Origin of the sequence: Zhengella mangrovi (assembly GCF_002727065.1) — a bacterium.
Classification (GTDB): Bacteria; Pseudomonadota; Alphaproteobacteria; order Rhizobiales; family Rhizobiaceae; genus Zhengella; species Zhengella mangrovi.
The window spans coordinates 121,420-133,899 of the sequence record NZ_PDVP01000003.1 but is presented as its reverse complement, the minus strand read 5'-3'; the positions used below and the strand labels follow the sequence as shown (position 1 = coordinate 133,899).

11 protein-coding genes are annotated in these 12,480 nt (G+C 62.9%); 8 read left to right on the top strand and 3 right to left on the bottom strand.

Features of this window, described 5'->3' with window-relative positions; translation table 11 throughout:
- Nucleotides 1-3: 3 nt before the first annotated feature.
- Nucleotides 4-1,131 (bottom strand): ATP-dependent DNA helicase, encoded by a 1,128-nt coding sequence (locus CSC94_RS07500; RefSeq protein ID WP_099305520.1) that lies wholly within the window; start codon nucleotides 1,129-1,131, stop codon nucleotides 4-6.
- Between the two features lie 143 nt (nucleotides 1,132-1,274).
- Here CSC94_RS07500 and CSC94_RS07495 point away from each other — a divergent pair, with 143 nt between their 5' ends.
- Entirely contained in the window at nucleotides 1,275-1,715 is a 441-nt protein-coding gene (locus CSC94_RS07495; protein ID WP_099305518.1) for a group III truncated hemoglobin, read from the top strand.
- A gap of 39 nt (nucleotides 1,716-1,754) precedes the next feature.
- Here CSC94_RS07495 and CSC94_RS07490 read toward each other — a convergent pair whose 3' ends face one another.
- Together CSC94_RS07490 and CSC94_RS07485 are read right to left on the bottom strand one after the other, a co-directional pair.
- The gene (locus CSC94_RS07490) at nucleotides 1,755-3,299 is read right to left on the bottom strand and encodes a DMP19 family protein (protein WP_099305516.1); all 1,545 of its coding nucleotides are present in this window, start codon (nucleotides 3,297-3,299) and stop codon (nucleotides 1,755-1,757) included.
- Nucleotides 3,300-3,422: 123 nt separating this feature from the next.
- Nucleotides 3,423-3,821, bottom strand: coding sequence for a hypothetical protein (locus tag CSC94_RS07485; RefSeq protein ID WP_099305514.1), 399 nt, complete (start codon nucleotides 3,819-3,821; stop codon nucleotides 3,423-3,425).
- Between the two features lie 109 nt (nucleotides 3,822-3,930).
- On the opposite strand from CSC94_RS07485, the gene CSC94_RS07480 reads away from it, so the two are divergent.
- The 7 genes from CSC94_RS07480 (at nucleotide 3,931) to CSC94_RS07450 (ending at nucleotide 12,464) form a co-directional block, all read left to right on the top strand.
- Nucleotides 3,931-4,677, top strand: coding sequence for a pyridoxine 5'-phosphate synthase (locus CSC94_RS07480; RefSeq protein ID WP_099305512.1), 747 nt, complete (start codon nucleotides 3,931-3,933; stop codon nucleotides 4,675-4,677).
- Nucleotides 4,678-4,745: 68 nt separating this feature from the next.
- Nucleotides 4,746-6,674, top strand: a complete 1,929-nt coding sequence (locus CSC94_RS07475; protein ID WP_099305510.1) for a potassium transporter Kup — start codon at nucleotides 4,746-4,748, stop codon at nucleotides 6,672-6,674.
- A gap of 126 nt (nucleotides 6,675-6,800) precedes the next feature.
- Complete coding sequence (locus CSC94_RS07470) at nucleotides 6,801-7,436, top strand: TetR/AcrR family transcriptional regulator C-terminal domain-containing protein (RefSeq protein ID WP_099305508.1); 636 nt, start codon at nucleotides 6,801-6,803, stop codon at nucleotides 7,434-7,436.
- Between the two features lie 67 nt (nucleotides 7,437-7,503).
- Nucleotides 7,504-8,523, top strand: coding sequence for a ketol-acid reductoisomerase (gene ilvC, locus CSC94_RS07465; protein ID WP_099305506.1), 1,020 nt, complete (start codon nucleotides 7,504-7,506; stop codon nucleotides 8,521-8,523).
- Nucleotides 8,524-8,678: 155 nt separating this feature from the next.
- Nucleotides 8,679-9,890, top strand: a complete 1,212-nt coding sequence (locus CSC94_RS07460) for an aminotransferase-like domain-containing protein (protein WP_205853259.1) — start codon at nucleotides 8,679-8,681, stop codon at nucleotides 9,888-9,890.
- Between the two features lie 284 nt (nucleotides 9,891-10,174).
- Complete coding sequence (locus tag CSC94_RS07455; RefSeq protein WP_099305502.1) at nucleotides 10,175-10,483, top strand: PilZ domain-containing protein; 309 nt, start codon at nucleotides 10,175-10,177, stop codon at nucleotides 10,481-10,483.
- A 226-nt stretch (nucleotides 10,484-10,709) separates the two neighbouring features.
- Nucleotides 10,710-12,464 (top strand): alpha/beta hydrolase, encoded by a 1,755-nt coding sequence (locus CSC94_RS07450; RefSeq protein WP_099305500.1) that lies wholly within the window; start codon nucleotides 10,710-10,712, stop codon nucleotides 12,462-12,464.
- Nucleotides 12,465-12,480 lie beyond the last annotated feature (16 nt).

The window sequence follows — 12,480 nt, the reverse complement described above, 5'->3', positions numbered from 1 at the left end:
TCGCTACTTGACGACCGTCAGACGCTCAGCGGCGCGGGTGATCGCGGTGTAGAGCCAGCGTTCTCTCGTGTCGCGAAACGCGTAGCTCTCGTCGAACAGGACGACGTTGTTCCACTGCGAGCCCTGTGCCTTGTGCACGGTCAGCGCGTAACCGTAGTCGAAATCGTCGTAGCGCTTCTTCGTCTGCCAGGGGATTTCGGTTTCGGGATCCTCGAACGCGGCCTTGAGCAGCTTGATCTTGGCGATTCCCCGATCCGGATCGTCCTCCTCGGGCGAGACGAGCAGGTTGATGCCCGGTTTCACGGTTTCCTTGCTGGCCGTCATCACTTTCCACAGCGAGCCGTTCAGCAATCCCTTGGCCGGATCGTTACGCAGGCAGACCATCTTGTCGCCGGCCTGGGGCAGGGGCCCCTCGAATCCCTTGAGTTCTCGCAGGCGCGCGTTATAGCGGCGGCGGGTCCGGTTGGTGCCGACCAGCACCTGGTCCGCATCGAGAACAAGGTCCTGCGTGACCTCTGCCTTCGAAATGACACGGGCCTCTCCGAAGTCGCCATACTGGAGCGATCGACCCTCGCGGACGTCCAGAGCCAGGCTGATGATCGGATTGTCCCTTGCCTGGCGGTGGATCTCGGTGAGCAGGTAATCGGGTTCGTGCTCGGTGAAAAAGCCGCCGCCCGAGATGGGTGGCAACTGCCCGGGATCGCCGAGGACCAGGATGGGCGTGCCGAAACTCATGAGGTCGCGCCCCAGGGCCTCGTCGACCATGGAGCATTCGTCGACGATGATCAGCTTGGCTCGCGCGACGGGACTCTGCCTGTTGAGCGAGAAGGTCGGGGAAATCGACGTCTTTCCCGTCGTCTCGTCCTCGACGGCCTCTTCGCCCCGCGGCCGGTAGATGAGGGAATGGATTGTCCGGGCGTTGGTCGCGCCCTTGGACCTCAGGACCTGCGCCGCCTTTCCGGTGAATGCCGCGAACTGGACGTCTCCGTCGACGTTCTCGGCAAAATGGCGCGCAAGCGTCGTCTTGCCGGTTCCCGCGTATCCGAAGAGGCGAAACAGCGGCGAAGAGCCTTGCCGCAACCACTTGTCAACGCGCGTGAGCGCCTCGTCCTGTTCGGGAGAAAACCGCATGACTTTCCCTGCCCGATTCGCCTCCCGATGGCGAGCGGTGTTTCGAAAATGTGATTGATTTTTGCATCGCGTTACGTACTAGGGTTGTGTAGAGTTGAAACTACAAAACTAAAATCATTTTCTGGAATCCGTTTGAAACAGCCATGTCACTTGAATCCTTTTCCGGGCGTCCTCCGCGAATTCCCGAAGCCCGTTTCGCATCGATAACGCCTGAGCAGATCTCCGCGCTCGTGGATCAATTCTACGGTGTGATCCGTGAAGACCGCAGGCTTGCGCCCATTTTCGAAGCCCGGGTGGAGGGGCGCTGGCCCGACCACCTGGACCGCATGAAGGCGTTCTGGCGCTCCGTTCTTCTCAAGACATCGGAGTATGTCGGGCAGCCGGTCGCCGCGCACATGACCATCGACGACCTGAGGGAGGACGACTTCCGGATCTGGCTGGCACTGTTCGAGCAGACGGCGGCGGAGGTTTTCCATCCCGAAGCGGCGCCGCATGTCGTCTCGGCCGCCAGGCGGATTGCCCGCAGCCTTTGGCTTTCACGCTTTGGCGGACCCTTCAAGCGTCCACCCGCCTGGCTGGATTGAAGTGACCGGTCGCGCGACCGTGCGGGTGCCGCCGCGAAACTAGCCGGCCGCTTCGCTGTCGTTTTCGCTGCGCCGCTTCTTCAGAGCCGATTTTTCGCCGAGCGCTGTCACGGTGTACTGGAGGTCGTCGTCGGGCACGATGTTCAAGTTCGGCAGTTGGAGCAGCCATCGTCCGGCGAGGCCGGCAACGGGCTCGTCGGCTTCCGCCTGGCGCAGATCTGCCTCGATCGTCGACAAGGCATCGTGATCCGCGGCCGCTTCCGGGCTTTCTTCGAGCGCCTCTGCCAGCGCAGCGTCTCGCGCCATCAGGTCGTTGAGGGCCTCCAGTGCATAAAGATGCGCCTGCGCGCCGCACTTTTCCAGGCCTTCGGAGCAAGCGGACCAGATTTCCGGCTGTCCCCAGGCGTTGTAGACGAAGGAGCCAAGACCGCCTTCATCGAGATTCTTCAACAGGAAGTTCATGCACCAGGCGTTCACCGACTCGCGGGGCAATTCCTCCGGGAAATATCCCGCTTCAAACATGAGGTAGTCCGAAATCTGGACCGCGAGTTCGAAGACGGCAGGATACTCGTCCGAAAGGGCAAGCGATTGCGGCAGGATGACATCGCGAACAGGCAAGACCTTGCTTGCCGGGGCGGGCGCTGATGCCGCGACCGGGCTGCTGGTCTCCGGTTGTTCGCCAGCCACGGGTGACATGGTTTCGGCCGGCGATTGAACCTCCTCCGGACCATCCAAATCATGGACCTCTGCACGGGGCTGTTCCTCGTGCGATGTCTCCGGATGCTCCTGGACCGGGAGGAGGAGTTCGTCCGCCTCCGGCGCGATGGACGGTGCCTCGATGGACCGGGATTCTTCCTGGTCTTCCCGGATCCCGTTCGCGGGAACCTGTGGCTGCTGCGAAGACGCTTCCTCCGACACCCATGCGCCGGCGTCCATGATGACTTCCTCGTCCGCGGTGCTTTCCTCCGTCATGGCAATTGGCACCGGATCGGCGTGCAATCCATCATCGTCGGGAGCAGAGACCTCGTCGGTGGCAGTTGCCGTTATCGGCAGAGCCGCGTCCGGCATGGCCGTGCCTTCCTGATCGGCCCGGTTCTGCCCGGCGTCCTCGCGCAGCGCGGCGAGCCGTTCCGTCAGCTTTTCGCGCAGGGTCTCCAACTCATCGTCCGCGGTGGCAACTGCCTCCGGGCCTTCCGCCTGGTCAACCGGTTCCCAGTCCTGCTCCGCCGATTCAGGCACATCGTCGGTGTGGTCAGTTTCGCCGGACTCGATGACTGGCGGGACGTCGATGGCTTCCGGCGCCGATGCGGACGACGGCTCCCGGGCGATGGCTTGGCCTTCATCCCTTGCGGCGTCGTCTTTCCATGCCATCTCATCGCTGGCCGTCTCCGGCATTTGCGGATCACCCTGGCCCGCCAAGAAGTAATCGTCGTGCGACAGAGTCGGTGGCTTCAGATCATGACGGGTCGGCCGGGAAAGGACGGAATTCACGCGACGCCGAAGCTGGGCATCATCGACGACCGGAGCGGACGGCGCCACGACCTTCGCTTTCCTGATCCTTAGCAGATCCGCCAGTTTCGGCATGACTGGTCCCTCATCCTCAACGATCCCGATTTCGTAATTCTCGCGGCCGAAAGACAAGCCCGCGCGAAAGTCCGGCACAAATCATCGCCCTTTTTGGTCAACAAGACATTAAACGGCGGAAATTCAGAGATCGGGGCGGATGACGCGGCCGCCCAGGAAGACGGCAGCAAAGAGAATTGCTCCTGCGGCGGCCAGGACGGAAGCGAACTGGAACAGGCCATCGGCCCCGCCCAGGTCCTGCACCAGGCGGCCGGCAAAGAGGAGGGCGGTGCCGGCGAGCCACGTCCACAGTTGCGGCTTGGCCAACCGGGACGCCTTCATGCCGGGGAAGAGCCGGTAGGTCAGCCCCATGATCGCCGTTGCGCAAAAGCCGACCATGAAGACATAGGCGTGGACAAGTCCGGGCGTGCCGGCCGCCATGCCGGTGTAGACCGCCATGACAACTGCCACGGTCAGCCAGCCGACCGCGGCCAGAAGCAGATGCTCGTCCACTTTGCGGATCGATGTGTTCGGTTGATACATCGGACTAACACCTGAAAAATGGTTGCCTGCGCGACCAACGCTACAATACGGTTGCCGCGCCTTTGCGCCAAGACCACCTTGTGCCGCACCCAGACAGGACATACCAGCCATGGCCGCCAAACTCTCCGTCAACCTGAACGCGATCGCGATGCTCCGCAACCGCCGCGACCTGCCATGGCCGAGCGTGACCGGCCTCGGGCGTATTGCCCTGGGCGCGGGCGCTCACGGCCTGACGGTTCACCCGCGGCCCGACCAGCGCCATATCCGCTTTTCCGACGTGCCGGCCATCCGCGCGCTCATCGATGACGAGTTTCCGCAGGCGGAGTTCAATATCGAGGGCTATCCGACCGAAGACTTCCTGGCACTCGTGGAACAAGCCGAGCCTGAACAGGTTACGCTGGTACCGGACGATCCTTCCCAGCCGACGTCCGATCACGGTTGGGATTTCAAGGCAAACAGGGACATGCTGGCAAACACTGTTTCGCAACTGAAGCGCAAGGGCATGCGGGTTTCGCTTTTCTGCGATCCGGATGCCACACGGGAGCAGGTGGAAGCGGCAGCCGCGACGGGGACCGATCGCGTCGAACTCTACACGGGCCCCTACGGCGCCTGCCACGACGATCCCGACCGGGCAGTCGTCGAGATCCGCAAGCTGGAAGAAACCGCGCGCATGGCAGGCGAATTCGGGCTGGACGTCAATGCCGGGCACGATCTGACCGTCGCCAACCTCCCGTCGCTGGTCAAGGCCATGCCGAACCTCAAGGAGGTCTCGATCGGACACGGACTGACGGCCGATGCGCTGGAATTCGGCATGGCGGAATCGGTTCGCCGGTTCCTCGGCGCGCTTGGACGATAGCCGGATTTGGTGGTTGCACTGCAGCGAACATCGGTCTAGTTGGCCTAGCCGTTCGGGAGACGGTCGACATGACAAACGCGAATGCGACATCCAATCCGTCCGAGACGGGCGGAGAGACGAACGCCGGCGAAGCCGGTCATCATTCGGGTTCCACGGTCGCGCTGGCACTCGGTGCCATCGGGGTCGTCTACGGCGATATCGGAACAAGCCCGATCTATGCGCTGCGGGAAACGGTGCGCGCGGCTGCCGGCGATGCGCTGCCGACCCGCACGGAAATCATCGGCGCGCTCTCGATCATCATCTGGGCGCTGACGATCGTCGTCACGATCAAGTATGCACTTCTCGTGCTGCGCGCCGACAACAAGGGCGAGGGCGGCACGCTCTCCATCATGGCGCTCGCCAGCCGCGTCATGCGCAAGCGCCGGTGGGTCATCCTGCTTCTCGGAACGGCTGGCGCATCGCTCTTCTTCGGTGATGCGGTCATCACCCCGGCCATCTCGGTGCTGTCGGCCGTCGAAGGCCTCGAGGTGGCGGCGCCGGCCATTTCGCATGTCGTCATACCGGTTACCGCCGCAATCCTGGTCACGCTGTTCATGATCCAGCGGTTCGGCACGGGAAAGGTCTCCACCGTGTTCGGACCATTGACGCTCGTGTGGTTCCTGGTGCTCGGCATTTCAGGTGCCGTGCACGTGGTCGATGATCTTTCGGTTTTCCGTGCCCTCAGTCCGGTTGCGGCGATCCATTTCGTGATCAATCACTCGAATGTCGCGTTTGCTGTCATCGGTGCTGCGTTCCTGGCCGTGACCGGCGCGGAAGCACTCTACGTCGACCTCGGCCATTTCGGCCGCAAGCCGATCCTCCTGGCCTGGTTCCTGGTGATCTTTCCCTGCCTCCTGCTGAATTATTTCGGCCAGGCGGCATGGCTGTTGCATTCCGGCGCCGCCGTCGATCAGCCGCTGTTCCAGATGATGCCGGAGATGTTCCTCATACCGATGGTGATCCTGGCGACCATGGCGACCGTCATCGCCAGCCAGGCGGTGATATCCGGGGCGTTCTCGCTGACCCGCCAGGCTGTCCAGCTCAACATCCTGCCGCGCTTCGAAATCGTTCACACGTCCGCGGAACAATCCGGGCAGATCTACCTGCCGCAGCTCAACTGGATGCTGCTGGCCGGAGTCCTGCTTCTCGTGTTCGGCTTCGGGTCTTCCGAGCGTTTGGCATCCGCCTACGGCATTTCCGTCACCGGCGAAATGCTGGTCACGACGCTTCTCCTGGCCATCGTGATGCTGGCCGGCTGGAAGTGGAAGAAGCTGGTCGTGGCGGCCGTCATCGCGCCGTTCTTCCTCGTCGACGTGACCTTCCTCAGCGCCAACCTGATGAAAATCCCCGAGGGGGGCTGGGTTTCCGTCGCCATTGCGCTGGTGGTCTTCCTGCTGATCAGGACGTGGATGGACGGGCGCGCGGTCCTCTTCCGGCTGACGCGCAAGTCCGAGATGTCGCTGCCCAAGCTCGTCGAATCGCTGGTGCGAAGCGACAAGCAGTTCGTGCCGGGTACGGCCGTCTTCCTGACAAGCGATTCCGAGACCGCGCCGACGTCGCTGCTGCACAGCCTCAAGCACTACAAGGTCCTGCATGAACTCAACATCGTGCTGACCGTGGAGACAGAGTCCCAACCGGTCGTTCCCGACGATGAACGGGTTGCGATCAAGCGCTACAATGACTGGCTCTTCCTCGTCACAGTCCGTTACGGGTTCATGGAAGACCCCAACATTCCCAAGGCGCTGGCCACGTGCCGTGACAAGGGGCTCGTCTACAATCCGATGGAGACCTCCTATTTCCTGTCGCGGCGCTCGCTGATCGCTTCCCGCAAGGTCGGCATGGCCGTGTGGCGCGACCGCCTGTTCATCGCCATGGCGCGCAACGCCGCCGACGCCTCCAGCTTCTTCCGGCTGCCGACGGGACGCGTGGTCGAGATCGGCACGCAAATCGAGGTCTGACGGCCTTTGTTTCAGGGCGCTTTTTCGTGCCGTGGAGTACTGCGTCTGACGCCGTCATTTCCTGAAACCCGGTCGGGTTCGGATTTGAGTTGACGCTGTACCGTACCGTACGGTACAGCACTGCGCATGAACGCACGAGCCCAGTCCGAAGCCGAATTCACGCCGCGCCAGCGCGAGGTCCTGGATGCCGTCCTGGCCCTGATGGTCAAGGAGGGCGGCAGCCTTTCGACGGCGCGCGTGGCGCGAGAGGCGCGGTGCTCCAAGGAGACGCTCTACAAGTGGTTCGGGGATCGTGACGGCCTGCTGACGGCCACGGTGCGCTGGCAGGCCTCGAAGGTGAAGAGCCCGGCGCTTCCGCAATCCAGGCTGACCGGTTCGGAACTTCGCGATGCGCTGCGCGACTTCGCTGCGAGCTGGCTGACGGTTGTTTCGGGGGAACCTTCCATCGCGCTCAACCGCGCGGCGATCGGCCATGCCGGTACGGACAAGAGCAGGCTGGGTGACATCGTGCTTCGCAACGGGCCGTATGCGATGGCGAGACGCCTGGAGCCGCTGTTCCGGCTTGGCAGGGACGAGGGGCTTTTGCAATTCGAGGCGGTCGAGGATGCCTTTTCGGCCTTTTTCGGACTGGCCGTTGGCGATATCCAGATCCGGATGCTGCTGGGGGAGGAGAAAAACCTCGGCAAAGACGACATCGAACGCCGCGCGGAGCGCGCGGCCGACAGGTTTCTCGCGCTGTTCGGAACGACAGCGCGGGATTGAGCACCGGCCGGCGGGCATTGCGTCCGCGCGGCGGAGGAAACGACGCGAGAAGCAACAGGAGTTTACGATGCGCGTTTATTATGATCGCGATGCAGATCTCAATCTCATCAAGGGCAAGAAGGTTCTCGTCATCGGCTACGGTTCGCAGGGTCGCGCCCACGCGCTGAACCTGAAGGACTCGGGCTGTGAAAACGTGCGTGTCGCGCTTCGCGCGGGCTCAGCCACGGCCAAGAAGGCGGAAGCCGACGGCTTCACGGTCATGAGCGTCGCCGATGGCGCTGCCTGGGCGGACCTGATGATGATGGCGACCCCGGACGAACTGCAGGCCGGCATCTACAAGAACGAGATTGCCGGAAACATCCGCGACGGCGCAGCCATCGCCTTTGCCCACGGCCTGAACGTTCACTTCGGCCTGATCGAGCCGAAGGCCTCCGTGGACGTGCTGATGATCGCGCCGAAGGGCCCGGGCCACACGGTGCGCGGCGAATACGTGAAGGGCGGCGGCGTGCCGTGCCTCGTGGCCGTCCACCAGGATGCCTCCGGCAACGCGCTCGATCTCGGCCTTTCCTATGCCTGCGGCGTAGGCGGCGGCCGCTCCGGCATCATCGAGACCAATTTCCGCGAGGAGTGCGAGACCGATCTCTTCGGTGAGCAGGTCGTGCTGTGTGGCGGTCTCGTCGAACTGATCCGCGCCGGTTTCGAAGTGCTCGTGGAAGCCGGCTACGCTCCCGAGATGGCCTATTTCGAGTGCCTGCACGAAGTGAAGCTGATCGTCGACCTCATCTACGAGGGCGGCATCGCCAACATGAACTACTCGATCTCCAACACCGCCGAATGGGGCGAATACGTCTCCGGTCCGCGCATCATCACGCCCGAGACGAAGGAAGAGATGAAGCGGGTGCTCAAGGACATCCAGACCGGCAAGTTCACCTCGGAGTGGATGCAGGAGTGGCATTCGGGTGCCGCCCGCTTCAAGGGCATCCGCCGCGTCAACGACAGCCACCAGATCGAGGAAGTCGGCGAGAAGCTGCGCGGCATGATGCCGTGGATTTCTGCCAACAAGCTCGTCGACAAGGCGAAGAACTGATCGCATCAAGCGACTGCTCGAAGCGCCGAAAATCAGGGCCGCGGTTCTCAGCCGCGGCCCTTTTTCGTGCATCCCGCCTTCAAACTAGGTCAGTACTATTGACATAAAATTCCCGGAGGCGCATATCCCGCGACACTTTCTTTCAGGAGCGGCTGATCATGGCGCACGAAAACCACTTTGCCTCCCGCGAGGCCCGGATGAAGGCATCCGAAATCCGCGAACTGCTCAAACTCCTCGATCAGCCGGACATCATCTCCTTTGCCGGTGGCATTCCCGATGCCAACCTGTTCCCGGCGGACGCCTTCAAGGCCGCCTACGGCAAGGTGCTCGACGGGCAAATGCAGGCGGCTTCACTGCAGTATTCGCCTTCCGAAGGTCATCGGGGACTGCGGGAATGGCTCGTCGGCGAAATGGCTGCCATCGGGATCGAGTGCTCGACCGACAATATCGTGATCACGTCGGGATCGCAGCAGGCGCTCGATTACCTCGGCAAGCTCTATCTGTCGCCTGCCGACACGGCACTTGTCACGTGGCCGACCTATCTCGGCGCCTTGCAGGCGTTCAATGCCTACGAACCTTCGTACGATCGCCTCGACCCGATGGGCAATCGCTCGGCGGATGATTACCGCAAGACGGCATCGGAGCGGGGCGGGGCCGTGAAGTTTGCCTACATGTCCGCCAATTTCTCCAATCCGACGGGGCAGACCATGACTGCCGCGGAACGCAACCGCATCCTGGACCTGGCGGATGAACTGGACATCGCCGTGATCGAGGATGGTGCCTACCAGTCGTTGCGCTACGACGGCGAAGCGATTGCACCGATCCTGGCAATGGAAATCGAGCGCAAGGGTCACATCGATCAGTGCCGTACGGTCTACTGCGGCTCCTTTTCCAAGACCCTGGCGCCGGGGCTGCGGATCGGGTGGGTCTGTGCCGCAAAGGATATCGTCGCGCGTATGGTCATCCTCAAGCAGGCCGGTGACCTGCATACCTCGACGATCAACCAGATGGTGATGAACGAGGTCGCACGCGACGGGTTCGCAGGGCAGGTGGCGCGTGTCCGGGAGACCTATTCCAAGCGCCGCGATCACATGCTGGCAGCCTTGCAGCGTTACATGCCGAAGAGCGTGTCGTGGACCCGGCCGGAAGGGGGAATGTTCGTCTGGGTGACGCTGCCGGAGGGCATGGACGGCGCCCGCCTGCTTGAAGCGGCGATTTCGAAGGCAAGGGTCGCCTTTGTTCCCGGCCAGGCGTTTTTCGCGGATGGTTCGGGAGCCAACACGCTGCGCCTGTCGTTCTCCTGCGCCTCTGAAGCGATGATCGACGAGGGGATCAAGCGGCTTTCCGGGCTGATTGCATCGCGATAATCACCTCGCTCGACAATCCCTGAAAATGCCGCTTTCGGGGGACGGGGCAGCGCTCAAGGGGTGCTGCGCCAGGCTGCGAGACCGTTGTCCCGATTCGGGGCAGATGCTGTCCTGAAACGGGACGGTGTTCCATTTCGATACGTCGGGCTTTCCGGCGGCGGCCGGGAAGGCACCGTATGCGCCGCGATTCCCGGGACCCAGGTCTCATATTCAATTGGCCTGAAACCTGCATTTGTCACTTCCAGCCAACATGCGTGTGCAAACGGAAAGATGGGGCAATGACAATGCAGCAGACTTTTGGAACGGCGAACCGGGCTTTTGAAGCCCCCAAGGTGGAAGCCACCGACACGGTCGAGCGACGCGACATCTCACGGACCCGGTCGTTCAAGGGGGCCGTCCTGCGTTTCAACAACGGATATTCGGTGCTGGACGCCGTGGTACGCAACATGTCGGATCGCGGCGCGCTGCTGAGCATGGGGGACACGGCAGGCATTCCGTCCGAATTCGAGATCCAGATCACCGGTCATCAGCCGCGCATCGCGACCGTCAGATGGCGTACGCCGACGCGGGCCGGGATTTCCTTCAAGTCCTGACATGCAAAGAAAAAGCTCTGTGCGACGGGCGCACAGAGCCGGTTGTGAAATCCTCCCAATCCTGTCAGGTGGGGCCTTGTCATGCGGGCTTGGGAGGACTCGAACCCAATGCGTGGGACTTGTCTCGTCCTCACATCTCCCATGTTATTCACCTGTGACGTTTTGTACTTACCCCAAATGGGGTAGGTGGTTTGATAAGCCGCGACCCCGGCGCGTCCACAGGTAGATGATGGCAGATCCTGACGACCGACTCATCGACAGTCTTTACGAAGCGGCGGCAGATCCGGAGCGGTATGACGCGCTGATGGATGCCTGGGGCACCCTGCTCGAGCAGGAACTGGCCCAGGACGATGACCGGCCGCCCGTCCTGCCGGAGCGGCTTGAGCGCCATTTCCAGTTTGCCGAAGCGATCATGGCGCGAATGGGCAAGGACACCGGTGCTCCGGACGATCCGATGGAAGAGCTGGAGCGGGATCCGGGACCGGCCATGCTTGTCTCGGCAAGTGGCATTCTCATTGCCCTCAACCGCGCTGCCAGGAGCGCCTTCGGCAATCTGGCCGGCCAGGACATTTCGCATCTCTGCATGGAGCCAAGGTCGCTGGGCGCTCTTCGCCAGGCGCTCAAGATGCCGTCACTGAACGAGCCGGTCAGCCGGCTGGCGGGGATGGCGTGGGACCGGGACGGGGACCGGCAGTATCTTCTCTTTTATTGCACACTTGGCGACGGGAACACCTCTTCTGCCGCGGGAAAGCTGGTCGCGGCGGGCCTCAACTGGGACGAGAGCACCGCCAGCCAGCTGGGTGCGCTGTTCGAACTGACGCCGGCGGAAATGGCGATCGCAAGGGGGTGGATCGAAGGGCAGACGCTGGCCGAGATGGCGGAGGAAAAGCACCGCTCCCTGCAGACGCTGCGAACACAGGCGAAATCGCTTTTGCGGAAAACCGGGCAGAGATCGCAGCTCGACCTCGTGCGGCTGATCGCGGGCATGGCCCTGGCGACCGGCAACCGGGCTGTGCCTGAACGGCCGGATCACGGCGACGATTCGATGTTGTTCGACCTGCCGGACGGCCGATGCATGCATGTCGCTTTTGCCGGCCCGCTCACCGGCGCGCCGATGGTGCTGATGCATGGCATGCTGAGCGGAAACGAGCTTTCCCTTGCTGCGTCCTCGGCCCTCGAGGCGCTCAATCTCCGGCTGATCATGCCGTGGCGTCCGTCCTACGCGGAATCCTCGCCGCACACCGGCAAGGCGGCCATGGCACCGTACCGACACGCCCGCGACGTTGCCGTGCTTCTCGATTACCTCGGCCACGACGGGGCAATCATCGCCGGTCAGGCGTCGGGGTTCATGTACGCGGCCTGCTTTGCCGGGCTCTATCCGCACAAGGTCCGCAAGCTGGTCGGCATCGCGTCAGGCGTTCCCATCGCGACGAAAGCGCAGATCCGTGACATGCCGCCACGGCAGCGGTTCGTCGCCTACACGGCGCGGCACTTGCCGAAGATCCTGCCGGTGCTGCTGAAGGCGGGAATCGCCCAGATCGCCTCGAACGGGATCGATTCGTTCATCGATGCGCTTTACCCGGAAGGCACCATCGATGGAGCCGTGTCGCGCCGCGCCGACATCCGTGACATCATGCGCCGCGCGTACCGGGCGACGACGCGGCAGGGGCATGCCGGTTTCGAGATCGAGATGTGGCATGCGGTGCGCGACTGGAGCGATCTTCTCGTGGGCTGCAAGGTACCCTTCACGCTCATTCACGGGCAACGGGACGGCGTGGTTCGAATCGATCACGTCCGCGACCTGTGCGAGAGGACCGAAGGTGCAAACCTGATCGAGATCCCGGCAAGCGGCCAACTGGTGCTGCATGACGATCCGGTTCGCGTGCTGTCGCTGATCATGGCGGACGGGACCGAGGCCATCACCATGGAGGGCCCAGCCGCCTCGCAGGTCCACGCCGTAACGCAGAAGCCTGTCTCCTGACCGGCGGACCTGCTGC

Bases quoted from the DNA above. Each gene is read 5' to 3' on its own strand.
- CSC94_RS07500 (WP_099305520.1), bottom strand. From the start codon at position 1,131: ATGCGGTTTTCTCCCGAACAGGACGAGGCGCTCACGCGCGTTGACAAG.
- CSC94_RS07495 (WP_099305518.1), top strand. From the start codon at position 1,275: ATGTCACTTGAATCCTTTTCCGGGCGTCCTCCGCGAATTCCCGAAGCC.
- CSC94_RS07490 (WP_099305516.1), bottom strand. From the start codon at position 3,299: ATGCCGAAACTGGCGGATCTGCTAAGGATCAGGAAAGCGAAGGTCGTG.
- CSC94_RS07485 (WP_099305514.1), bottom strand. From the start codon at position 3,821: ATGTATCAACCGAACACATCGATCCGCAAAGTGGACGAGCATCTGCTT.
- CSC94_RS07480 (WP_099305512.1), top strand. From the start codon at position 3,931: ATGGCCGCCAAACTCTCCGTCAACCTGAACGCGATCGCGATGCTCCGC.
- CSC94_RS07475 (WP_099305510.1), top strand. From the start codon at position 4,746: ATGACAAACGCGAATGCGACATCCAATCCGTCCGAGACGGGCGGAGAG.
- CSC94_RS07470 (WP_099305508.1), top strand. From the start codon at position 6,801: ATGAACGCACGAGCCCAGTCCGAAGCCGAATTCACGCCGCGCCAGCGC.
- ilvC (WP_099305506.1), top strand. From the start codon at position 7,504: ATGCGCGTTTATTATGATCGCGATGCAGATCTCAATCTCATCAAGGGC.
- CSC94_RS07455 (WP_099305502.1), top strand. From the start codon at position 10,175: ATGCAGCAGACTTTTGGAACGGCGAACCGGGCTTTTGAAGCCCCCAAG.
- CSC94_RS07450 (WP_099305500.1), top strand. From the start codon at position 10,710: ATGATGGCAGATCCTGACGACCGACTCATCGACAGTCTTTACGAAGCG.